Source organism: Paenibacillus sp. JNUCC 35 (assembly GCF_058269095.1).
The window spans coordinates 4002962-4026042 of the sequence record NZ_CM177771.1; the positions used below are offsets into that span (position 1 = coordinate 4002962).

Annotated in this window: 19 protein-coding genes and 1 pseudogene; 4 read left to right on the top strand and 16 right to left on the bottom strand. The window is 54.8% G+C overall.

The features are described from left to right. Positions 1-327: 327 nt before the first annotated feature. The 8 genes and pseudogenes from AC2TF6_RS17875 to glgB all read right to left on the bottom strand — a co-directional run bounded on the left by AC2TF6_RS17875 (position 328) and on the right by glgB (position 10510). On the bottom strand, positions 328-477 hold the full coding sequence (locus AC2TF6_RS17875; RefSeq protein ID WP_491307907.1) for a hypothetical protein: 150 nt from the start codon (positions 475-477) through the stop codon (positions 328-330). Between the two features lie 97 nt (positions 478-574). After that, positions 575-1192 carry an NUDIX hydrolase gene (locus tag AC2TF6_RS17880; RefSeq protein ID WP_491307908.1) on the bottom strand — a complete coding sequence of 206 codons (618 nt, stop codon included), beginning with the start codon at positions 1190-1192 and terminating at the stop codon, positions 575-577. Between the two features lie 129 nt (positions 1193-1321). Next, entirely contained in the window at positions 1322-2575 is a 1254-nt protein-coding gene (locus AC2TF6_RS17885; RefSeq protein ID WP_491307909.1) for a hypothetical protein, read from the bottom strand. A 279-nt stretch (positions 2576-2854) separates the two neighbouring features. After that, on the bottom strand, positions 2855-4510 hold the full coding sequence (locus AC2TF6_RS17890; RefSeq protein WP_491311683.1) for a glycoside hydrolase family 13 protein: 1656 nt from the start codon (positions 4508-4510) through the stop codon (positions 2855-2857). A gap of 312 nt (positions 4511-4822) precedes the next feature. After that, positions 4823-6196 (bottom strand): annotated as a pseudogene (gene glgA, locus AC2TF6_RS17895) (glycogen synthase GlgA); the annotation flags it as partial. A 109-nt stretch (positions 6197-6305) separates the two neighbouring features. Next, positions 6306-7415 (bottom strand): glucose-1-phosphate adenylyltransferase subunit GlgD, encoded by a 1110-nt coding sequence (gene glgD, locus AC2TF6_RS17900; RefSeq protein ID WP_491307910.1) that lies wholly within the window; start codon positions 7413-7415, stop codon positions 6306-6308. Positions 7416-7422: 7 nt separating this feature from the next. Then, entirely contained in the window at positions 7423-8571 is a 1149-nt protein-coding gene (locus AC2TF6_RS17905; protein ID WP_491307911.1) for a glucose-1-phosphate adenylyltransferase, read from the bottom strand. Beyond that, a complete protein-coding gene (glgB, locus tag AC2TF6_RS17910; RefSeq protein ID WP_491311684.1) occupies positions 8561-10510 on the bottom strand; it encodes a 1,4-alpha-glucan branching protein GlgB in 1950 nt (649 codons plus the stop codon). The genes AC2TF6_RS17905 and glgB overlap by 11 nt, the downstream gene beginning before the upstream one ends. 251 nt (positions 10511-10761) lie before the next feature. Between glgB and AC2TF6_RS17915 the strand changes: the two genes are divergently transcribed. Both AC2TF6_RS17915 and AC2TF6_RS17920 read left to right on the top strand, forming a co-directional pair. Next, a complete protein-coding gene (locus AC2TF6_RS17915) occupies positions 10762-11628 on the top strand; it encodes a class I SAM-dependent methyltransferase (protein WP_491307912.1) in 867 nt (288 codons plus the stop codon). Positions 11629-11631: 3 nt separating this feature from the next. Continuing rightward, positions 11632-12369, top strand: a complete 738-nt coding sequence (locus tag AC2TF6_RS17920) for an RluA family pseudouridine synthase (protein WP_491307913.1) — start codon at positions 11632-11634, stop codon at positions 12367-12369. On the opposite strand, the gene AC2TF6_RS17925 is transcribed toward AC2TF6_RS17920, so the two are convergent. Beyond that, positions 12334-12738: a MarR family winged helix-turn-helix transcriptional regulator gene (locus AC2TF6_RS17925; RefSeq protein ID WP_009675620.1), complete on the bottom strand. Its 405-nt coding sequence runs from the start codon at positions 12736-12738 to the stop codon at positions 12334-12336. The genes AC2TF6_RS17920 and AC2TF6_RS17925 overlap by 36 nt on opposite strands. Positions 12739-13041: 303 nt before the next feature. Beyond that, positions 13042-13185, bottom strand: coding sequence for a hypothetical protein (locus tag AC2TF6_RS17930; protein ID WP_491307914.1), 144 nt, complete (start codon positions 13183-13185; stop codon positions 13042-13044). A 124-nt stretch (positions 13186-13309) separates the two neighbouring features. On the opposite strand from AC2TF6_RS17930, the gene AC2TF6_RS17935 reads away from it, so the two are divergent. After that, positions 13310-13477, top strand: coding sequence for a hypothetical protein (locus AC2TF6_RS17935; RefSeq protein ID WP_009675479.1), 168 nt, complete (start codon positions 13310-13312; stop codon positions 13475-13477). Between the two features lie 18 nt (positions 13478-13495). On the opposite strand, the gene gyrA is transcribed toward AC2TF6_RS17935, so the two are convergent. From gyrA to AC2TF6_RS17960, 5 genes are read right to left on the bottom strand one after another with little or no spacing between them, the layout of a single operon-like run. Next, positions 13496-15958 (bottom strand): DNA gyrase subunit A, encoded by a 2463-nt coding sequence (gene gyrA / locus AC2TF6_RS17940; protein WP_491307915.1) that lies wholly within the window; start codon positions 15956-15958, stop codon positions 13496-13498. A 24-nt stretch (positions 15959-15982) separates the two neighbouring features. Continuing rightward, the gene (parE, locus tag AC2TF6_RS17945) at positions 15983-17956 is read right to left on the bottom strand and encodes a DNA topoisomerase IV subunit B (protein WP_491307916.1); all 1974 of its coding nucleotides are present in this window, start codon (positions 17954-17956) and stop codon (positions 15983-15985) included. A 48-nt stretch (positions 17957-18004) separates the two neighbouring features. Further along, entirely contained in the window at positions 18005-18997 is a 993-nt protein-coding gene (locus tag AC2TF6_RS17950; protein WP_009675515.1) for an ABC transporter permease, read from the bottom strand. After that, positions 18990-19979: an ABC transporter ATP-binding protein gene (locus tag AC2TF6_RS17955; RefSeq protein ID WP_491307917.1), complete on the bottom strand. Its 990-nt coding sequence runs from the start codon at positions 19977-19979 to the stop codon at positions 18990-18992. Before AC2TF6_RS17955 ends, AC2TF6_RS17950 begins: the two co-directional genes overlap by 8 nt. 15 nt (positions 19980-19994) lie before the next feature. After that, on the bottom strand, positions 19995-20804 hold the full coding sequence (locus AC2TF6_RS17960) for a GDSL-type esterase/lipase family protein (RefSeq protein ID WP_326054922.1): 810 nt from the start codon (positions 20802-20804) through the stop codon (positions 19995-19997). Between the two features lie 259 nt (positions 20805-21063). Between AC2TF6_RS17960 and AC2TF6_RS17965 the strand changes: the two genes are divergently transcribed. After that, positions 21064-21747 (top strand): hypothetical protein, encoded by a 684-nt coding sequence (locus tag AC2TF6_RS17965; protein ID WP_491307918.1) that lies wholly within the window; start codon positions 21064-21066, stop codon positions 21745-21747. A 66-nt stretch (positions 21748-21813) separates the two neighbouring features. Here the strand turns inward: AC2TF6_RS17965 and AC2TF6_RS17970 are convergent, their stop codons facing one another. Further along, positions 21814-22950, bottom strand: a complete 1137-nt coding sequence (locus tag AC2TF6_RS17970) for an acyltransferase (RefSeq protein ID WP_491307919.1) — start codon at positions 22948-22950, stop codon at positions 21814-21816. Positions 22951-23081: the final 131 nt, after the last annotated feature.

Below are 23081 nucleotides of genomic sequence, written 5' to 3' on the forward strand. Positions count from 1 at the left end.
CGTAATCCGAAACGACGAAAAAGCGTTGGGCCCCGCCTGGGACCAGGGAAGCTAGTAGAACGATCCTGAAATAACGTAAAAGACATTCAACCTAACCCATGCTTTCAACGAAAAGAAACAGGATTGGCATTGACTTCTTGAAGATACAATTGCAGCCCGCCAAGCTCCGACAGCGGCCGGCAGGAAGCCCCTGCGCGTACTAAAAAAGCAGCCGTATGATTTACGGCTGCTTTTCCGTGTATAAAAACATCCCCTGCCCGTCATAAACGGCATTATTCCGGAGTAGACATCAGCGCTCTCTTGCATGACCCGGAAAGCTCGTCCCGTCTAATGCTCCCTGTTCTTTTCGATATCCAGAATGTCCGCGTTGGCTTGAACCGCTGCAGGTTGTAACCAATTCGTCTTGACCGCGACAAAAGGCATAAATCCGGCAAGAAATGCCGCCCCCATTAAAACGATCGCTAGCTTTTTGTTCACAGGATTGAACCACCCCGCTTCCCGAACCCGGTCAAGTCCGCTCCCACCCTGATGCCGCTCCGCCGGTTTGGCCCTTCACAATGTTCCCGCAGGGACCTTAATCCAGCAAAACCGGTCTGCCGGGGTTCTGGGCCATCTCGAACATGGTAAGCAGTTGGGCCACCGTGTTTCTCTCCGCCGACAGCTCGGGCAGCTCCTCTTTTCCGAAAAAAGCCGCCTCGCTCGTTTCGAGCCCTCCTTGGATCTCGCCCCCGGTAATGGTGCAGAGCACAAAAAATTTGTACACATGATACGGGGATTCCGGATGTTCGTGGAATTTTTTATCGAATACGGCCAGCAGCCTGTCCGCTTTCACTTCCAGCCCGGCCTCCTCTTTGACCTCCTTCACGGCCACTTCCGAAGGCGACAGTCCGATATCCGCCCAGCCTCCCGGCAGCGCCCAGAACCCGTCCAGCTTTTCCCGCACAAGTACGAGCTTACCCTCCCGGAAAACGACCGCGCGGATGTCCACTTTCGGAGTGGCGTACCCTGTTTCGTTCGCGAAAAGGTCCCGGATTTTCTCCTGATGAAGGTCCGTATACTCGCTCATAATCTCCAGGCTCAAATCCCGGAGCATCTCATACCGCTCCAGATCGTACACGTCCTTGCTGTAGGCCAGCCCGATTTGCGAGATGGCTTGTATCTGCTTGGCCCATTCCAGCCATTTGGCGCTCATGCTGACGTCCCTCCTTGTTTCGTTGATCTCGTAAAAAAAGACGAGCACCGGGCTATCAGGTGTCGTCTCGCAAGTATGTCCATTTTAGCATGTCGGTTCTATAAATAAAAATGAACGTTATGGTCCGCTTTACCCGGATACCGCTGAAATCATTTCCGGCTCTGCCGGCTGTTCGGCGGGTTCTTCGGCATCATTCTCCGGAATCCACCAATCGTCCCAGGTACCGTGAACATGATACCAGGCGATCCCTTCGGGAGACAGCCACTTTTCGAAAGCTTTGACGGTCTGCGGGGCAAAAAAGCCCTTCATATTGTGGATACGGCTCCAATCCGGGTACTTGTACGTTGCCGAACGCGAGGTCAGCGGAATTTCTTCGTCCGTCGGAATAATGCCGGCAGGCCGCACTTTGAGCGCCAGCCCGGGATTGACCCATAACGCTGCGGACTCCGTCCGGATGTGCACCCACTCCAGCTCTCCGTCCTTCCACGTTTCGAATGCGTCGTAGCTGCCCGGCGCGACTTCCGCATAATTTTCGTCGTCGTAATAAGTCGGCTTCGCGAACCCTTTGCCGCCGGTCGGAAGTTCCGCCTTGCCCGTCGTTTCCCGAACACCCGCCAGCTCGCCCTCGGGTAAAATCCAACGATCCCCTTCCGGGAGGGAAACTTTATACCAGGTCGGGCTGCCGTCGCCGAGCGTAGGCGGAAGCTCCCATACGGCCGTCACCGGGTACCTCCCGGTTTTCAGCGTTCCCGTTTTGACTAGCCCCGTGTGAGGCAGCTCGAAGCTGTCCGTATCTTGGAAAAGGTCGACGGTCGTGGAGACCGCTTTTTCCTGAACGGCTTCCTTATAAAAGCTGTCGTAGATCCACTTGTCTCCCAGCCATGTCTGGATGCGGTAAAATTTTATCGTCCGGGGAGGGCCGAAGTCCGCTCCATCCCATTCGATCGTTCCCGTGACCGTTACCTGCTGCGGAGATATGACCGTTCCGCTGGCCGCTTCCTGAAGAGGCTCGTCGTACAGCTCCTGCTTATCTACCAGAGTGATCGTCGCGGTTTCGGCCTTGTACTTGCCGGGAATGAGCGTTTCCGGATCGGCTTTGATCCATTTCTCCCCCTGCCACGTTTCAATGAGATATCCCTTCTCTTCCCTGTTATCCGCCATGTTCCACTGGCTGTCTCTCTTCGTAATATGGACGGTCTGAAGAGGAGCCAGGCTGCCCGCAGGCTTGGTGAACGCTTCGTCTTCGTACATAGTCGTCTCCTGGATCAGCGTCACGTCCCACGGAACGTTTACTACCATAGCCTTCGCCCGGACTGGGGCCAGAATGGAGGCGGAGTTTGCGAGCAGCAGGAAAGCCGCACCAGACATCAACCACTTTTTCAACGGGTTTTCCTCCTCCTTCAACGAATATTTATCCCGAACATTCTTAAGAATCTTGACAATGGCCGGATGCCCCGTGCGCCACAACCCGTTCGTTCTTCACGGACGGCGCAGCTTGAGACAGCCTTAACCGGCGCGATTGCGCTCGACGGAACTTGCGACGTATGCGAATCCGCTCCACCTTTTTTTTGTTAAAAAGCACCTGAAACCGCCGTGGCCTCAGATGCTTTCAACAGGATGCGGGAACGGCTTTCGGGTTTTCGTATCCAAGCAGGGGACCGATTAAACGGCCTTCAGCAGATAGACCCTGGCTTCAAAGGGACGAAGCTGGAGTTCCGCGTCCAGACCGCTCGTCTCGCTTCCTTCCCCGACGGGGTAGTTGGCGATAAGCAGCTCACCGCCGCCCCCGGCCAGAAGCGGGTACGGGCTCGCGAAGGAAGCCGTTTCTCCGGTAAAGTTGAGCAGTACGAACAGCCTGTCGTTTCCGAGCGTGCGGGTATACGCGTAAATGCGCTCGTCTTCCTCGGCCACGATCTCATAGCTGCCGTACACGATCACCGGGTGAATTTTGCGAAGCGCGATCAGCTTACTATAATAATGAAAAATAGAGTCCGTGTCGGCCAAGGCCGCTTCCGCGTTAATCTCCGTATAGTTCGGATTCACGTGTAGCCACGGCGTTCCGGTCGTAAAGCCTGCGTTTTCCTCCGTACTCCACTGCATCGGAGTCCTGGCGTTATCCCGCCCTTTGATGCGGATCGCGTTCATAACCTCGTCGTGATTGCCGCCGCCTTCGGTGACGCGCTCCCGGTACATGTTCAGCGTCTCAACGTCCCGGCAATCCTCAATCCCTTTGAAGTGCACGTTCGTCATGCCGAGCTCCTCGCCCTGATAAATGTAAGGCGTTCCCTCCAGCGTATGAAGGAAAGTCGCCAGCATTTTGGCCGACTCCACGCGGTATTCGCGGTCATTGCCGAACCGGGACACCATTCTCGGCTGGTCATGGTTGTTCAGGTACAAGCTGTTCCACGCGCGTCCGTGCAGCCCCGTCTGCCAGCGGCCGATCGTCGCTTTCAGATCCTTCAGCTTCCAGGCGCACGGGTCCCATTTGCCGCCCCGGCCGCTGTCCAGCTCCATATGCTCGAACTGGAACACCATGTTCAGCTCGGTGCCGTCCGCATTCGCATAACGGGCCGCGTCATCTGGGGTTACACCCGGTGTTTCGCCGACCGTCATGATATCGTAACGGGAAAGCACCTTCTCGTTCATTTCCCGCAAAAACTCATGCACCCTCGGGCCGTTCATAAAATAATCCCCGCCCCATGCATACCGGTCGCCGCCCGCGCTTGGAAGTCCCTCCGTCTTGGAGATCATGTTGATGACGTCCATGCGGAACCCGTCGATTCCCTTGTCCAGCCACCACGTCATCATGTCGTAGATTTCCTCGCGCACCTTGGGGTTCTCCCAGTTTAAATCCGGCTGCTTGCGGCTGAACAAATGGAGGTAATACTCTCCGGTTTGCTCGTCATACTCCCACGCGGGACCGCTGAAGATGCTCGTCCAGTTGTTCGGCTCCTGTCCGTCACGGCCGGGCCTCCAAATGTAATAATCCCGGTAGGGATTCTCTTTGGAGGAGCGGGATTCCAGGAACCAGGCATGCTCGTCCGACGAATGGTTAACGACGAGATCCATAATAAGCTTCATGCCCCGGCCGTGCACTTCCGCGAGCAGCTTCTCCCAATCCGCCATCGTTCCGAAATCGTCCATAATCCCGCGGTAATCGCTGATATCGTAGCCGTTGTCGTCATTGGGGGATTGATAAACCGGAGACAGCCAGATCACGTCGACGCCGAGCTCCTTCAAGTAATCCAGTTTCGAGATGATGCCCGGAATATCCCCGATTCCGTCTCCGTTGCTGTCTTTAAAACTGCGCGGATAAATCTGGTAGACGACGCTCTCTTTCCACCAGACTTTGCCTCCGGGGGCCCCGCCGCCGTCGTCTTCTCCCGCCTCGCTGACGGCAGCGGACTTCGGTCCGACGGAGGTCCGGCCGCTCGCCGCGGCCGGAGCCGCTTCCCTCAGCTGAGCCGCATGAGCCGCAGCCACCCGGAGCTGAGCTTCCTGTTCACCGCGCCGCCGCTCCGCTTCCTGCCAGGCTCTCTGGCGCTCTTTGGACGCGTCCGCCGCCTCCCCGATGAGCTCCTGGTACAGCGACTTGTACTGCAGGGCCGATTTTTTCCAGCTGAAATCGGTCTTCTTGATGTTCGCCATCAGGTTGCGCCAGGCATCCTGGTCATGAAGATAGAAGTGCACCGCACGTCTGACCGTATGCAGCATATCGTGAGCGTTGTACGAGTTGAAGCTGAAGCCCGTGCCTTCACCGGTAAACTCATTGTAAGGCTGCACCGTATCCTTCAAGCCGCCCGTCTCGCGGACGATCGGCACCGTGCGGTAGCGCATCGCGATGAGCTGACCGATTCCGCAGGGCTCGAAGAGCGACGGCATCAGGAAGAGGTCCGAGCCGGCGTATACCTGACGGGCAAGCCCGTCGTCGAAAGCGATGTACGCAGCCAGCTTGTCGGGATGCCGGGCCGCCGCCTCGCGGAACAGCCGCTCGTATTCGTGATCTCCGGTTCCCACGATCACCCATTGGGCATCCAGGGACAGCAGCTCCGGCAGCACGTGACGGATCAAATCGATCCCCTTCTGCTGCACCAGCCGGGTCACCAGCGATATAACCGGCACGTCGTCGCGGACCGGCAGCCCCAGCCGCTGCTGAAGGTGCGTTTTATTCAGCCGCTTTTTGGACAAGGAGTCCCGGTACGTGACAGCCAGATGGGAATCAGTCATCGGATTAAAGAGATCGTAGTCGATCCCGTTGACGATGCCCACGGTCGCCTCGCTGCGGTAGCGCAGCAGGCTGTCCATATGCTCGCCGAAGAACGGCGTGCGGATCTCCTCCGCATAAGTCGGGCTAACCGCCGTAATGCGGTCGGAATACAGCAGTCCGCCTTTCAGGAAGCTGCCGCCGTCGTACATTTCGAGCTGATCCCCGTTGAAATAGCCCGCGTCCAGGCCGAACAGATCCATCATCGTCTCTTTGGAGAAAAGCCCCTGGTAGCGCAGATTGTGTATCGTAATGACCGTTTTGATATCTTCATAGAACGGATAGTACGGGCTGTACTGCGCTCTAAGCAAAACCGGAATCATCCCCGCCTGCCAGTCGTGACAGTGAATCACATCGGGCTTGAAGCCGATATGCGGAAGCGAGTCGATTACCGCCCGGCAGTAAAACGCGAATCTTTCGGCATCGTCGCCGTATCCGTAATGCCCGCTTCTGCGGAAATAAAACTCGTTGTCCACGAAATAAAACGTGACGCCTTCGTGTTCCAGGGTTTGTATGCCGCAGTACTGCGAGCGCCAGCCCAGATTTACGCGGAACGTAACGAGGTTCGCCGTCTCCATCTTGTCTTTGAATATTTGAGGAATCTCGTCATATTTGGGCAGAATGACCCGGACATCCGCTCCGTTGCGTTTAAGTTCCTTGGGCAGGGACCCGATTACATCACCCAATCCGCCCGTCTTGGCGAAAGGCGCCGCTTCCGAAGCCGCAAACAAAATGTTCATGTACGTCTCCACTCCCGTCTTCTGAGTTTCTTCTAAGGTCTATTTGAAAAAGCCAAACCGGAACCGCTCGGCGGCGTCCGGTTACGGCTTTTGATTGTCGGAATCCGTTTTAGATGACTTTCATTTTCGCCGCGATGAACGGTGCCCGAACATCCCCGGTCAATACACGCCCGCGGCTGATGAACACATCCTTGTCGAGAATGGCGTTCTCGATCACGACATTTTCTTCAATGGAGCAGTTCTGCAGGATAATGCTGTTTTTCACGACAGCCCCCTTGCTGATTTTTACACCCCGCGACAAGATGCTGTTATCGACCTTGCCTTCAATGACGCAGCCGTTGGCGATCAGGGAATTGCGCACGCTCGCGTTAGCCTCGTAACGGGCAGGCGGTTCGTCCTTTACCTTGGTGTAGATGAGATCCTTGCGGAAGAACAACTCCCGCAGCACCGACGGGTCCAGCAGTTCCATGCTGTGCCGGTAGTAGCCCTGAATCGAATTCACGATTCCGAGATAGCCGTCATGGCGGTAGCCGATCACGTTCAGCTTGTCGACGTTCTTCATGATTCCGTCCCGGACCAGATGATCGTAGCCCTGCGCCAGGCAAGTCTCCACCATGTCCAGAAGGAGCGATTTGCTCATGATATACATTTCCATGGACACGTTATCCGTACGCAGACGTCCGGTCTGGTCCTCTATGACCGTCACTCTGCCGTCCGGACGTACCGCAAGGCGGCGGTAGCTTCCGGAGTATTCCTCTTCCGCCTCTTTATAAATGACGGTAACATCCGCTCTCATATCTTCATGGTAGCGGACGGCGTCTTCGAAATTAATGTTGCATACCATATGGCTGCGTCCGATGATGACCAGTTCTTCCCGGCCCCGGTAGAAATAATCGCGGTGGGAATAGAATTGGAACAAATCTCCGCGCGACATGCCCGCCGGATCGTCCTGGACGGACGGCAGCACGAACAGGCCGCCTCTCTTGCGGTCGAGGTCCCATTCCTTGCCGGAACCCAGATGGTCCATCAGGGAACGGTACTTGTGCTGGGTAAACACAGCCACGTTGCCGATCGAGGAATTCACCATGTTGGATAAAACAAAATCGATCAGCCGGTAACGGCCTCCGAACGGAACCGAGCCCGCACAGCGGTGAAGCGTAAGCTCTTCCAGATCGTCCGGCTCGTTCACCAGATTGATAACGCCCATTACATGCTTCATGCTATCCTCATCCTTTCGACTCCGTAGTGGCCCGTATGTGTTCTCCTCCGCCGATCAGCACGATCTCTTCCCCGTCTCCTACGGTCGCCCCGTCGTCCACGATCGTATTTTCCCCGATGATCGCTTTGCGGATGGTGACATTGCTGCCGATTCTCGCTCCCGGCATAATGACGGAATCCCGGATGACGCTGCCCTCGCCGATATGGACGCCGTAGAACAGGACGGAGTGGTCCACATCCCCGAACACGGAGCAGCCTTCGTTCACGAGTGAACGGCGAACTTTGGCCCCGTCCGAAACAAACTGGGCAGGCTGATAAGGCGTCACGGAATAGATGCGCCACGATTTATCGTTCAGGTTCAGCTGGGTCGGATCGTCCAGCAGGTCCATATTCGCTTCCCACAAGCTCTGAATGGTGCCGACATCCTTCCAGTAGCCCTGAAACGGGTACGCTACGAGGTTCGCCCCTTCTTCCAGCATGGTCGGAATGATGTCCTTCCCGAAATCTTTGCTGGAGATCGGATTTTCGTTATCCTGGATCAGATATTTTTTAAGCGCCTTCCAGGTAAACATATACACGCCCATGGAAGCGAGGTTGCTTTTGGGTTCTTTCGGTTTTTCCGCGAACTCCGTAATTTCGCTTTCTTCGTTTACGCTTAGAAGGCCGAAACGCGACGCCTCTTCCCACTTGACCTCGATCACCGCGATCGTGGCGTCCGCACCCTTCGTTTTGTGATAAGTGAGCAGCCGGTCGTAATCCATTTTATAGATGTGGTCCCCCGAGATGATCAGCACGTACTCCGGCTCATAGCGGTCGATAAACCCGATATTGCGGTAAATCGCGTTCGCCGTCCCCTGATACCAGTCGCCGCCGCCCTGCTCCATAAAAGGAGGCAGCACCGTTACGCCTCCGTTTTTTCGGTCCAGATCCCAAGCCCCGCCAATGCCGATATAAGAGTTAAGCACGAGAGGCTGGTACTGGGTGAGCACCCCTACCGTGTCGATGCCCGAGTTCGTGCAGTTGCTGAGCGTGAAATCGATAATGCGGTACTTTCCGCCGAAATGAACGGCCGGTTTCGCCAGCTGCTGCGTCAGCACGCCGAGTCGTCTTCCCTCTCCTCCGGCAAGCAGCATGGCAATACATTCTTTACTTCGCATCTTTCGATTTCCCCTTTCGTCGCGAGGTACGTTCGACTTGTGATCGTTTCAGATAAACTGCGGCAAGCGGAGGTACACGAAGCGACAAGCTGTAGTCAAAACCGTGCAGCGGCACCGCTTCGCTCGCAAGCGGCTGCCGGTTGGCCTGGCCCGACCCGCCGTAAGCTTCGTCGTCGCTGTTGAAGATTTCGGCATACGTCCCCGGTCCGGGAACGCCGATCCGGTAATCCGGATGGACGACCGGCGTAAAGTTGCACACGACGATGAGATCGTCCTTGGCCTTCTTGCCTTTGCGGATAAAAGCGACGACGCTCTGGCTGGAATCGTCGGGCGAAATCCACCGGAACCCGTCGTGGCCGTGATCGTTCTGCCATAAGGCAGGCTGCTCCAGGTAGAAGCGGTTCAAGGCCCGGACATAGGTCTGCATTTTGCCGTGCAGCTCATAGTCCAGCAAAAACCAGTCCAGATCCTCCAAGTCCTTCCATTCGTCGAACTGGGCGAATTCGCCGCCCATGAACAGAAGTTTTTTCCCCGGATGACCGGACATATAACCGTAAAGCACGCGGGTGTTGGCAAACTTCTGCCAGTAATCCCCCGGCATTTTATGCAGAATGGACCGCTTGCCATGCACAACTTCGTCATGCGAAAGCGGCAGCACGAAATTTTCGTTGAACGCGTACATAAACGAGAACGTGATCAGATTATGATGATGTTTCCGGTGTATCGGATCCATTTTCATATAGTTCAGCATGTCGTTCATCCAGCCCATGTTCCACTTGTAATTAAAGCCGAGCCCGCCCGCATCGACAGGCGCCGTGACTTGAGGCCAATCGGTGGAATCCTCGGCCATCATCAAGGCGTTCGGATAGGAGCCGAAGACGACGGTGTTTAATTTCTTCAAAAACCGGATCGCGGCCGGATTCTCGTCCCCTCCGTGCTCGTTCGTGACCCACATGGACTGCGGCTTGCCGAAGTTCAGATACAGCATGCTCGCTACCGCATCGACCCTTATGCCGTCAATGTGATAGTTGTCCATCCAGAACATCGCGTTGGAAATAAGGAAGCTGTGAACCTCCGGCTTGTTAAAATCAAAGGCCAGCGTCCCCCATTCCGGCTTTTCGGCCAGATTGGGCTCATCCGGTTCATAGAGCGGTTGTCCGTCAAACTGGCGCAGGCCGTGGGCGTCTTTGCAGAAATGACCCGGCACCCAGTCCATGATGACGCCGATGCCCGCCTGGTGACACCTATCCACGAAATACATAAAGTCTCTCGGTTCGCCGAACCGGCTCGTCACCGAAAAATAGCCCGTCGCCTGATAGCCCCAGGAACGGTCGAAAGGATGCTCCGCAAGCGGAAGCAGCTCGATATGGGTATACCCCATTTCGAGAACGTAGGCGACAAGTTCGTCCGCAAGCTCGCTGTAGGAGAGGAGTTCGTCCTCTTCGCGGCTTTTCTTCTTCCAGGTTCCGAGATGGACTTCGTAAATGTTTAAAGGCTGATCGTATGCCGGTTTGCGGGCTCGCTGGCGCCGCCAGTTCTGGTCTCCCCACTTGTACCCGTCCAAATTATAAAAGCGGGAAGCGGTTCCCGGGCGCAGCTCCGAATAAACGGCATAAGGATCGGCTTTCAGGATGATCCGGCCGTCCGGTGTGTGGATTTCATATTTGTATAGGGAGCCTTCCGCCAGACCGGGAACCGCAAGCGTCCAGATGCCACCCGATTCCGGCACGGTCTCCATGCGGTGGTTTTCTCCGTTCCATTCGTTAAAATCGCCGACGACGCGCACTTCACGGGCATGAGGCGCCCAAACGGTAAAGCGTACGGCCGTTGTCTTACCCCTTTTCTCTGCGTGTGCCCCGAATAGGCGATAACTGTGATAAGAAGTTCCTTCATGGAACAAGTAGATGTCTTCGGAGCCGGGGATCTGTTTACCCGCCATATGCTTCAACCCATCCCCCTCTTGTATAGTCATCTTTTTGTACCCGATTCGGCACTCCGTGAAACGAATAGCCGCTTTATCGGGCACACTCCTTATATTGGCTTCCATCAAGGGATGTTGTACAATAGATGCTTAGAAGAAAACGGTGTTAAAAACCGCAAGTTATACCGGCATCCGCCCGCGGACGGATTGCTGTTTTTGAATGAGGAACCGCTGTACATTTTGACGCGAGGAAAGAAGGAAATGAACCGATGTATGTAGCTAATCGCTGGAACGACTATGAACTCCTGGACACCGGCGGAGGAGAAAAACTCGAACGCTGGGGTTCTTATGTATTGCGGCGTCCCGACCCGCAAATTATTTGGCCGCTGACGGCCGAAACGGCAAACTGGAAGCAGGCCGAGGGGCATTACCGGCGCAGTTCTTCCGGAGGCGGCAACTGGGACTTCCGCCAGACCCTGCCGGAACGCTGGACGATCTCGTATGACAACAAACTCCGGTTTCATATTAAACCGACCGGATTCAAGCATACGGGCCTCTTCCCCGAGCAGGCCGCCAACTGGGACTGGATGATGGACAAGATAAGCAGTGCCGGCCGGCCCATTAAAGTGTTGAATCTGTTCGCTTACACGGGCGGCGCCACTGTCGCTTGCGCCCACGCGGGCGCTTCGGTCGTCCATGTCGACGCTTCGAAAGGCGTCGTGCAGTGGGCGAAAGAAAACCTCGAGCTGTCCGGCCTCGCAGACCGCCATGTTCGATTCATTACGGACGACGTATTCAAATTCGTCCAGCGCGAGCAGCGCCGCGGCAACAAATACGACGCCATCATTATGGACCCTCCGTCCTACGGACGCGGACCGAACGGGGAAACCTGGAAGCTTGAGGACGATTTGTATCCGTTTATCGAGACGTGCATGACGATCTTATCGGACAACCCGCTGTTCCTGCTCGTCAATTCGTATACGACCGGCATCTCTTCCACGGTGCTCAAAAATATTTTGACCCTGGCGATGCACAAGCGTTACGGCGGACATATCACCGCAGGCGAAATCGGGCTTCCGATCACCGCAAGCGAGCTGACGCTGCCGTGCGGGATTCTCGGCCGCTGGGAGGCGTAAGCCATGGCGGGACCGAAGCATGCGGCGGACGGGGCGGCGATTCCCGTCCTCTACGAAGACAACCACGTGCTTGTCGTGGAGAAGCCCGTCAATATGCCGACGCAGGAGGACAGCTCGCGCGATCCCGATCTTCTGAGCGTGCTCAAGGAAGACCTAAAGCGCAGGCATCATAAGCCGGGCAACGTCTTCCTCGGGCTCGTGCACCGGCTGGACCGGCCTGTCGGCGGCGTCATGGTGTTCGCCAAAACGTCCAAGGCGGCTTCCCGCCTCTCCGACAGTGTGCGAACACGGACGTTCGACAAAACGTACGCGGCCGTCGTGCGGGGCAGACCCAAGGAGCCGCAGGGCTCTCTGCGGCACTGGCTGCTCAAGGATACGCGGACAAACACCGTATCCGTGGTCAAACCCGGCAAGGACGGCGCCAAAGAGGCGCTCCTTGACTACCGGGTGCTCGGCAGCGCCGAAGGGCTCAGCCTCGTCCTGGTGCAGCTGCACACGGGCAGGCCGCATCAGATCCGGGTACAGCTGGCGGCCATCGGCTGCCCTCTGTACGGGGATCAGCGGTACGGCGCCGGAGCGAACGAACCGGGCCAGCAGCTTGCCCTCTGGTCGGCTCGTTTGTCCTTCCCGCACCCGACGCAGCAAGAGACGCTGACCTTCCGGTCGGTGCCTCCGGAGCGCCACCCCTGGTTCTTGTGGCAGGAACTAGTTCGCAACCTTCCCGAGCAGGTAAACGAGTAGCTGCTGATTGTGGGAGGAAATGCGGCTGAGATAGGCATCCAGCACTTCCTCACGGATCTGCAACCCGCGCTCCCGCTCGGATTTTCCTTTGTCCGTCGCGTCGACCCATACGACGCGGCGGTCTTTTTCATCCCGACTCCGGGTAATGAGCCCCGCCCGCTCCATGCGGTCCAGCAGAGTCGTCACGGCCGCCGGCGTCGTAGCCAAATATTCAATAAAATCGGAAGGCTTCATCGTGCCGTTCGCCGCAAGCAGCTCCAGCACGTGAAGCTGGCCTTCCGTTATCGTCGGTGCAAGCTGGTCTTCCATATTGGATTTGAGCTCCTTGGAAAGCTTCGTCCACAGTTTCGCAAATTCTACCGAATACAATTGCAATCACTCCTCCGATTCAAGGCTCATCCACTCTTCCATCCAAGTATATCACGTGTCCAATGGCGAAATATAGGTTAATGCCGTTAATACTTTAAGACAATAAGTCAGGCATTTCGCGCCTTTTCGCTAAGTTACGGGCTCTGCCGGCGGAAAAGTTGTCCGAATTGCGAGAACCAGCGTCTGCGTCTTTAGCCTCGTTTTTGCGCTTCTCATTTTCCTCTCCGGCGTTTCCGCTCCTTCCCCCGGTATCTTTTAAACGATTGAATTCCTCTGATTTTCCATCCCTCCGCTTATGTTCGCCTAACGTTCGCACAAAATCCCGTCCACCTGCTTCTGGGCGATTTGGTAAGCACGCTCCGATTCGGACCGGATCAGGTCGATGACCGATGCCGCTATCCTATTTCTTACTCCTATTTCATACTCCTTTCTACTTTCAGTCCGCATCCCTTTCCTATTTCCCCTCTTCTGCACGCTTCTCTTCCCCTGTTCTCTAAAACGCTGGATGTCCTGCACATTTCTGGGCGGATGCACATACACTGTAAGTAAACGGTAGAAGGAGGGATTGCCCGTGCACATAAAAAAAAGCGCGCTGGGACAGCGCGCACTTGATCTTGGTTTATTGAAGGACCCGGGCTGGCTCGAACGTCTGGACGAACAAGTGCCTCTGTGGGTCGTACTGGAAATCGCTTTTCAGCTCATGGAAACGATGGATCCGCCTACCACCAGCTATGATTGATTTTTAATGGGAGATGTGTCACGCGTTCGGCGGACGTTTATCCAGGCTTGCGTTCTTAACAAGGGCGGCAATGCTCTCGCCTTTAGAAACCGGCACAAGCTGCTTTCCAATCGATTTACGGTCATCAAGCGGGGCCTGGTTGGTTTTGAAGACAGTTTTCTCTCCGCTGCTGTTCCAGGCAGTGATTTCGTAGTCCTGTTTGAAATAGAACATGCCGACCAGCTCGCTGCCGTTAGATTTCACGCGCTTGCCTTCCTTAAATTCAAACGTGCCGATACCCTTGCCTCCGCGTCCCTGCAGCGGGTAATCCACCAGCAGTGTACGTTTGGCATAGCCGAGATCGGAGATAACGAGCACCTCGCCCTCATCTCCGTATACCCAATCCGCCGCAACCACTTCATCGCCTTCCCGCAGCTGAAGCCCGCGGACTCCCGCCGCGGCGCGCCCCATCGGATTGACTTCCTCCTCGCGGAAACGGATGCTCATCCCCTGCTTCGTCGCCAGCATGATATCCTTCGTTCCGTCGCTAAGCTGGACATGCAGGATCTCGTCGCCGGCTCCTACTTTACAAGCGACAATGCCGCTGGAGCGGTTCGTGTAATACTCCTTTAGGTCGGTCCGTTTGACCTGCCCTTTACGGGTAATGAAGACGAGCGATTTGCCTTCTTCGTTAAAATCTTTCACGGGGAATATGTCCACGATCCGGTCATCTTTCGCAATCGGAATAATGTTCACGATAGCGGTGCCGTTATCTTTCCATTTGTACTCCGGAATGAGATGGACGGGAAGAAGGAAATACTGCCCCTTGTTTGTGAAAATGAGCAGGCTTTCGATCGTGTTGACTTCCTTCAGATGACGGAGATAGTCGCCTTCCTTAAGTCCTGTGTTGTCGACCGCGCCGCCCGATCTTGTATAAGAGAGCATGCTTGTCCGTTTAATATACCCTTCGTTAGACAGCGTAACGAGAACGTCCTCCGGGGTCACCATCACTTCCAGGTTAACCTTGATTTCCTCAACCTCGTTCTGGATATCCGACCGGCGCTCAATGCCGTACTTTGTGCGGATTTCGTTCATCTCGTCCTTGATCACGCCGAGGAGCTTCTTCGTGCTTCCCAGAATGCCGCGCAGATGATTAATCGTCTTCTGCACGTCTTTCAGTTCTTTTTCCAGCGAAGTAATTTCCAGGTTCGTCAGCCTGTATAACTGGAGTACCAGAATCGCATCGGCCTGACGCTCCGTGAAACCAAACTGGGTGACGAGATTTTTCTGGGCATCGAGACGGTTTTTGGACGCTTTGATGGCCGCGATGACTTCGTCCAGAATATTCAGCGCCTTGACAAGCCCTTCCAGGACATGCGCACGGTCTTCCGCCCTCTCGAGATCGTACTGGGAGCGGAACGTGACAACTTCCTTCTGATGCTCAATGTAGGCCGACAGCATGTCTTTCAAACCGAGCTGCTTCGGCGTCTTGTTCACGATAGCCACCATATTGAAATTATAGGTGACCTGGAGATCGGTCTTTTTCAGCAGATAAGCCAGAATCCCCTGGGCGTCGGCTTCCTTCTTAAGCTCCACGACGATGCGCATGCCGTCTCTTCCGCTCTCGTCGCGGACTTCGGCAATGCCTTCGACTTTTTTCTCCAGACGGATATTTTCAATGGCGGTAACCAGTCTCGACTTCACGACTTGGTACGGAATTTCCGTCACCACAATCTGCTGCCGGCCCGCTTTGAGGTCCTGAATCTCCGTCTTGGAACGGACGTAAATGCGGCCCTTGCCCGTATTGTACGCGTCCCGGATGCCTTCCTCGCCCATGATGATGCCCCCCGTCGGAAAATCAGGGCCTTTCATATGACGCATCAGCTCTTCCAGGCCCATGTCCGGCGCATCGATCAGCGCGGTACACGCATCGATAACTTCCCGAAGGTTATGAGGGGGAATCTCGGTTGCAAATCCCGACGAAATCCCGCTTACGCCGTTGACAAGCAGGTTCGGATACCGGGAAGGAAGAACCACGGGTTCTTTGGTCGTATTGTCGAAATTATCTTTGAAAAGCACGGTCCGCTTTTCGATATCGCGAAGCAGTTCCATCGCAATGGGCGATAGCCTTGCTTCGGTATACCGCATAGCGGCGGCCGGATCGTCGTCGATCGAGCCCCAATTGCCATGGCCGTCGACGAGCACGTGGCCCATCTTCCAAGGCTGCGCCATGCGTACCATACCCTCGTAAATAGGGCTGTCCCCGTGAGGATGATAGTTACCCATGACATCCCCGACCGTCTTCGCCGACTTCCGGTACGGCTTGTCCGGAGTATTCCCGGAATCGTACATGGCATACAAGATGCGGCGCTGCACGGGCTTCAGTCCGTCACGGACATCGGGAATCGCCCGGTCTTGAATAATATATTTAGAGTAGCGGCCGAACCGGTCCCCTACTACTTCCTCCAGAAACGCGGGTAAAAACTGTTCCAAACTGCTCAACTCGGTTCACCTCTAGACGTTCAGTCACTCTTCGGATTCAGTAAAGTCTACATTTTCGATAATCCATCGTTTGCGCGGATCGACTTTGTCGCCCATCAGCGTCGATACCCGGCGCTCCGCCTTGGCCGCATCCTCAATCTGCACCTGCAGCAAAGTGCGGCTTCCCGGATCCATCGTCGTTTCCCACAACTGGTTCGGGTTCATTTCTCCCAGTCCTTTATAGCGCTGCAGTTCGATGCCTTTGCCCAGCTCCTTGTGGAGCGCCTGCAGTTGATCATCGGTCCAAGCGTAGTGGACCGCGCTGTTTTTGCCTGCTTTCTTGGTCACTTTAAAAAGCGGCGGCTGCGCGATAAAGACTTTGCCGTTATCTATTAAAGGTTTCATGTACCGATAGAAAAACGTCAGCAGCAGCACCTGGATATGAGCGCCGTCCGTGTCGGCATCGGTCATGATAATGATTTTGCCGTAGTTGCTCTCCTCGAGAGCAAATTCGGAGCCGACTCCCGCACCGATAGTCGCGATGATCGCCCTGTATTCGTCGTTCTTGAGAATATCGGCAAGCTTCGCTTTCTCGGGGTTAAGCGGCTTCCCTTTCAGGGGCAGAATCGCCTGATGCTTCGAATCGCGGCCCTGCTTCGCGGAGCCTCCCGCGGAATCGCCTTCCACGATGAACAACTCGTTGCGGGCGTAATCTTTCGACTGCGCCGGCGTCAGCTTGCCTCCGAGATTGGAGCTTTCGCTGCGGCCTTTCTTGCCGCTGCGCACTTCCTCGCGCGCTTTGCGGGCCGCTTCACGGGCCTTGGCCGACTGGATCGCTTTTTTCAGCATGCTCTGGGCGATTTGCGGGTTTTCCTCCAGGAATACGGCCATTTTCTCCGACACGATAGCGTCTACGGCGCTTCTCGCCGATGCGCTGCCAAGCTGGTCTTTCGTCTGGCCGACGAATTCGACCTCGCCCATCTTGATGTTGATTACCGCCATCATGCCTTCCCGCAGATCGGTTCCGTCGAGATTTTTTTCTTTTTCCTTCAAAATAGCGGTTTTGCGGGCATATTCGTTCATCGCCCGCGTATAGGCGATTTTAAAACCGGTTTCATGGGTCCCGCCGCCCCGTGTCGGAATCGAGTTCACGAACGAAGCGATCGTTTCCGTGTAGCCGTCGTTATACTGAAGCGCGACTTCCACCTCGATGTCGTCCTTCTCGGATGCGAAGTGGATCACGTCGTGCATGACCGATTTGCCCTCGTTGAGGAACTTGACGAACTCGCTCGCTCCGCCGTCGTATTTGAACGTTTCGGCCTGGTCCGTGCGCTCGTCTTTCAAAATAACTTCCAGCCCGGAGTTCAGAAAAGCGATTTCCTGAAGCCGTTCGGCGAGGGTATCGTAGCTGATCGCAATGCCGTTCTGGAAAACGCGGCGATCCGGCTTGAAGGTAACGCGCGTACCTGTTTTGTTCGTGGTCCCCGTCACCTCTAGTCCGGTTCTCGGTTCCCCTACATGCTCCACGCCCTTCTCGTCGACCCAATATTCGAAACGCTGTTTATGTATCTTGCCGTCTCGAAAGATCGTGACTTCCAGCCACTCGGACAGAGCGTTCGTTACGGAAGCGCCGACGCCGTGAAGGCCGCCGGACTTCTTGTACCCGCCGCCGCCGAATTTTCCTCCGGCATGAAGAATCGTAAATACAACCTGCGGCGTAGGTATGCCGGTCTTGTGCATGCCGGTCGGGATGCCCCGGCCGTTATCCTGTACGGTGACGGATCCGTCTTTATGAAGCGTCACGTCAATTTTGGAACCATGCTTCGCGAGGTGTTCATCGACCGCGTTATCGACGATTTCCCAAACCAGATGATGCAGGCCCGAAGTACTTGTGCTGCCGATGTACATGCCCGGCCTTTTGCGGACAGCCGTCAGCCCCTCCAGTACCTGAATCGCATCGGCATCGTATTCCGCCGGCTGGTTCGGTTGATTCGTCATCATCTCTAGCTGCTCGGTCATCGAAGCGCCTCCTTCTTTCCTTTTTCCATTCCCGAACGGGTTCATACGTTAATTTAAAATATCTTTACGGGTAAATACCCCAAACGAAACAAAAAGTGAGATCACAGCCCAGACCGACAGAACGGCCAGCGAAAACCCGAGGCTCATGCCTTTAATCGGAGGCAGCGCGCCCGTCATGTAATCGGTCAGCTTCAGATTCACCATAAACAAATACTTGGCCGCTTCCCAAGAGGATACCATATTGGTCAGAATCGTGCCGGAAATAAGCACGGCCAGCATAATACCCATTCCGGCCGCCGTCGAACGGATGAGCACGGATAACATCAGGGAAAGTATGGCGACCACAATGCCGACAAACCAGACAAGTCCGGTTTCCATCAGCAGGTATTTCCACTGGTCAATGGCATGGACCCCGCTAAGATCCACATCTCCTCCGCTCGTCTTGAAGCCGACAAACACCGGCATGTTCCATCCCCCGTACCCGAAAACAAGCCCGGATATGAGATAACTGAGCGCGGCGGTTGACAAAACAACGAGCGAAACGAACAGGATCAGCGTGATCAACTTGCTCATTAGGATTTTCCATCGCTTTACGGGTCTTGTCAACAACAATTTGATGGTGCCGCCCGAATGCTCGGATGAAATGATATCCGCCGCGATGACCATAATGATGAGCGGAATGAACAGCGAGATGGAGTTATTCAGAAATTCTCTGGTGAAAGTGACACCGTTGGGAGATTGCGGATTAATATCATGATCCAGATAATACTGGGATATTTTTATTTGTGCCCGCCTGAACTCTTTCCATTCCTCCGGAACGCGGGCGGAGCTGAGACTCCGCTGGTAATCCACGATTTTCTGACGTTCCGAAGCTCTCCAGTCCGTCGTACCGAATTGCTTGATTGTATTCTGGGAGACACGCATCTGTGCATAAGTAAACATGGGAATGAGAGCGAGCAGGATCAGGATGACCACAAGAAAACGCCGTTTTTTTACCATTTTGATGCTTTCATTCTGGACTAGCGCCGCCAAGTTACCCAATTTTCTCACCCTCCGTCAGACTCAGGAACAGATCCTCCAGTGTCGGATGTTTCATTTCGATAGCGTAGATCCGGATTCCTGCATCCACCAGACCTCGATTTATTTCCGGAATCCGCTCTTCGCTCAACTGCGTGACAATCGTTCCCGTCCTTCCCCCCGCATGAAGCGAAGATAGTACGGCAGGCTCGTCTTCCTCAGCCGCCAGCTCTTCTCGCCGGCCGAGCACCGTGACTCCCTGCTGCCTGCCCAGCCATGCTTCCGCTTCGTCAGCCGGGTCCACGGACCAGAGAACCGTGCTGCCGGACTGCACGATCAGCTCGTCCACTTCCCCGACCGCAATCACCTGCCCTTTGCTGATAATGGCGACGCGGTCGCAGAGTTGCTGAATTTCGCTGAGCAGGTGGCTGGATACGAACAGGCTCAGCCCGCCTTTGGCAAGTTTGCGGATAAAAATCCGCATCTCCTTGATCCCTTGCGGGTCCAAGCCGTTGGTCGGCTCGTCCAGAATGAGCAGCTTGGGCCTTGCCAGAAGAGCCTGGGCGATCCCGAGACGCTGACGCATGCCGAGCGAGTAGGTTTTCACCTTATCGTGGATGCGCGCATCCATCCCTACCAGCTCGACGACTTCCCTGATTCTCTCCTCGCCTGTATCGGGGAGCATCCGCGCGAAGTGCTCCAGGTTCTCCCAGCCCGTCAAATAGCCGTAAAGTTCAGGATTCTCCACGATACAGCCTACGTACTGCATCGCTTCGTTGTGCTGCTTCTGGACATCGAAGCCGCAGATCGTCACTACTCCCGAAGACGGCTTAATGAGATCCACGAGCATCCGGATCGTCGTCGTTTTGCCGGAGCCGTTGGGCCCCAGAAATCCGAAAATTTCGCCGCCGTACACATCGAATGAAATGCCCTTGATAATTTCCTTGCCGCGGATGCTTTTTCGGACATCCCGCACAGACAGCACCAGTTCCCGGTCACCAGCCACAGTTCACTCCCCCTGTCATTTCAAAATTTGCGCCATCCGGCTTGCTATCCGTTCGTACCCGTCCTGATTCGGATGAAAATGATCCGTAAACAAATATTTGTTCAAATTTTGTTCGAATAAATCGTAAGTGGGCACGAAAACGGCATTCGGAAACTTGTTCGTCAGCGCGAAAGCCCCGTCGTTAAACTTCTGCACGATCAGGGAACCGGCTTTCTTCGGATCGAGATCCAAAAAAGGATGATACAGTCCCACGTACATCACCTTCGCATCCGGATTCGCCTTGTTGATATTCGTCAGAATCTTGTCGAGATTGGCAAGAGTAGGCTCGACGCGTTTGGCTGCCGCTTCCGGATTGAAGCCCTGGTCATTGTTCGTGAAAATGTCGCTGCCGCCCTGGAAGATATCGTTGCCGCCAATCGTAAGCAAAATAAGATCCGCCTGCTTCAGCGCATCTGTCGTCTTTTTGCCGTCCCATTCCTTAAGCAGCGCATCGGTCGTGGCACCGGGAATAGCCAGATTATTCAGCACGTAAACGGGTTTGCCTGTCTGTTCCTCCAGCTTTTCCCGGAATCGTCCCACATATCCTTTGCCCGTACCGTCTCCGGTGCCCGCCGTAAGCGAATCACCCAGGGATACGAGCTGAATTTTATTTTTCCGGTCCAGTTCGTTCACGGCCGGCGTTTCTTTCGGAGCCGCTGTCAACTGCCCCCCGCCGGAACCCGGAGACAGAACATCCTTGACCGCATATCCGAAGCCTCCGGCAAACAACAGCGTGGAAATCAGGCCGGTCGTGCCGACAACAAACCATAACGTTCGCGATTTCATAGGTATAGAGGCCCCCTTGTCTTGTCCGTTCGTTCCTACTTAAAAGAGTATCCGTTCGTCCGTCTATTTGCAAATGGGGGAGCGGACAGGACAAAGCTTCGCACTGACATGATTTCTCTATTATAGAACACACGTTCTCAAATTTCAAAGGATATTTCGACCCCTCATGAACTATCCCTGGCAATGTTTTGAAAAATATGGTAATTTGATAAAGGTTTATTTCGTTTTTTATCTCTGATAGTAAAGGAAGAACCCATTTATGCATCTCGTAAAAGTACGGAACCGATTGACGGGCTTGTTGATGCTGGCTTTGCTGACAGGCGGCTGCTCCGCTCCAACTGTTTCGCCTCCGTCCGAAAGTCCTTCCCCGTCCCCTTATGCAGAAGGCCCCGAACAATTGATTGTGGAGCCGGCCGATCTTTTCGCGGGAGACGCCGCCAAATTCAGCCCTTTCCTCGGCAGCTACGCGGGCAGTGTATCGGTGCGCTACAAAGGCGTCAAAAAGCAGTTAAGTATCTCCTACAAGGTATGGGAAAACGGAAAGACATCCGAGACTCTGGTCTCTCAAATTTCGCTGCCTATGGGGGCCAGTAATGTAAATCCTCAAAAGGACTACAACGGCGAGTTCATCGTTTCGGTTCATCAGGTTACAGACGATAAAGATGCGGACGTCCTTCAATCCTATACCGTCACGGCCAGCCTTAAGGACTCGGGAGGCTCTTCGACTTCAAGCTTTAACGTACCCGTGAACCGCAAGCACTTTACCCAGTCCCATCTGTTAAAGCTCTATGAGAAAATTACGATTCCCGACTCCACCCCGACTGCCGTCTGGGGATTTGCGGCTTCGAACGCCGATGCCGTCACGTTTACTTCCGGAAAATCGCCGGAGGAGGAAGCCTCAAAAGCACCCTACGCTTTTGTGATGTACCTCACCCTGGAATAAGCGCGTCACGCTCACGCCGGAAAAAGAAAATCACGCCCGTTTGGACGTGATTTTCTTGGCCGGACCCTAGCCGTTCATCGGAACGTTGCCGGGCGAGGCTGGTTTGCTTTTGCCAGGCTTTAATGCGCGTGCCGCTTTGCGGTAAAGAACGGCGGCCAGCAGCGAGCCTAGCAAAGCGCTCAGGAAGCTGAGCAGCACATAGAGATTGTAAGCCGCCATACCGCCCGGCGCGGAAATTTTCAGCTTAAACGCCGTTAAAATCAGCGGGTGCATCAAATAAATGCCGAACGAGTAGGAGCCGAGCGGCAGCAGCCATTTCGCGGCGGACGGCAGTTTGTCCAGCAGCCATTTGCCGACTCCGAGCAGGACCACAGAGATAGAAGTCGCGTAGAACAGCATGGCGATAACATACCAGGTATTCTCGAACATCCGGTTATCGTACCGGTTAAGCAGGAACATCTCCACGTACGTTCCGCCGGACACCAACATAACGAGCAGGGCCCACGATACGACGCTTTTCATTTTTTGACGGAAGAAATCGTAATACAGTCCTATAAACCCGCCCGTCAGGAAGAAACTGAAATAGGTCGGCGACAGCGAAGGGTAATGATCGATAACCGCTACCCAATGGTTATAGGAATAGAAGCCCAACTGGATCAAAATACCGAGCGGAACCATCGAAACTCGAAACCATTTATACTTGGCGAGGAACATCAGCACCGGAAAAATCACATAAAACTGCAGGATAATGATCATAAAATAAAGATGATACCCCGTATCCGCCCACTGAATGTCCCCCAGAAACTCCCTCGCGTCCAGTTCTACGGGCTGTCCGGAAATCCACGGGTTGTATATATAATAAAAAAGAGACCAGATCAGATAAGGGACGACAACGCTCCATAACCGGCGTTTGTAAAATTGCACGGCCGTCTTCACGCTCCAGCTTCCCGAATACCGGTAGAACAGGACAAGTCCGCTGATCAGAATGAAGACAGGTACCGCAAATTGGCAGGCACGATTAAGGGTGAACAAAATGATCTGGGACCAACTTCCCTCGTCCGGAACGACCTGCCCTTCCCACGGATACACGGCCGCTTCGGTTGTCGAGTGGATGAGTACTACGGCCATAATGGCGACGGCACGCACGATGTCCATTTCAAAAATTTTCAGTTTACTCGTTTTTGTAGTTATCTGGCGGTTCAAACAAATCCTCCTTCACTCGTGTTCCATCCAATTAATTACCCTATCACGATTTGCCCCTTTCTGTCGAGAGAGAACGGTTAACATTCTTTCCCTCGAACAAAAAGAACTCCCGAAGGAGTTCCCTTGATTCA

Excerpts from the sequence above, each read along its gene's own strand:
- AC2TF6_RS17880 (WP_491307908.1), bottom strand. The coding sequence starts at position 1,192 with ATGAGCGCCAAATGGCTGGAATGGGCCAAGCAGATACAAGCCATCTCG.
- glgD (WP_491307910.1), bottom strand. The coding sequence starts at position 7,415 with ATGAAGCATGTAATGGGCGTTATCAATCTGGTGAACGAGCCGGACGAT.
- AC2TF6_RS17905 (WP_491307911.1), bottom strand. The coding sequence starts at position 8,571 with ATGCGAAGTAAAGAATGTATTGCCATGCTGCTTGCCGGAGGAGAGGGA.
- glgB (WP_491311684.1), bottom strand. The coding sequence starts at position 10,510 with ATGGCGGGTAAACAGATCCCCGGCTCCGAAGACATCTACTTGTTCCAT.
- AC2TF6_RS17915 (WP_491307912.1), top strand. The coding sequence starts at position 10,762 with ATGTATGTAGCTAATCGCTGGAACGACTATGAACTCCTGGACACCGGC.
- AC2TF6_RS17920 (WP_491307913.1), top strand. The coding sequence starts at position 11,632 with ATGGCGGGACCGAAGCATGCGGCGGACGGGGCGGCGATTCCCGTCCTC.
- AC2TF6_RS17930 (WP_491307914.1), bottom strand. The coding sequence starts at position 13,185 with ATGCGGACTGAAAGTAGAAAGGAGTATGAAATAGGAGTAAGAAATAGG.
- parE (WP_491307916.1), bottom strand. The coding sequence starts at position 17,956 with ATGACCGAGCAGCTAGAGATGATGACGAATCAACCGAACCAGCCGGCG.
- AC2TF6_RS17960 (WP_326054922.1), bottom strand. The coding sequence starts at position 20,804 with ATGAAATCGCGAACGTTATGGTTTGTTGTCGGCACGACCGGCCTGATT.
- AC2TF6_RS17965 (WP_491307918.1), top strand. The coding sequence starts at position 21,064 with ATGCATCTCGTAAAAGTACGGAACCGATTGACGGGCTTGTTGATGCTG.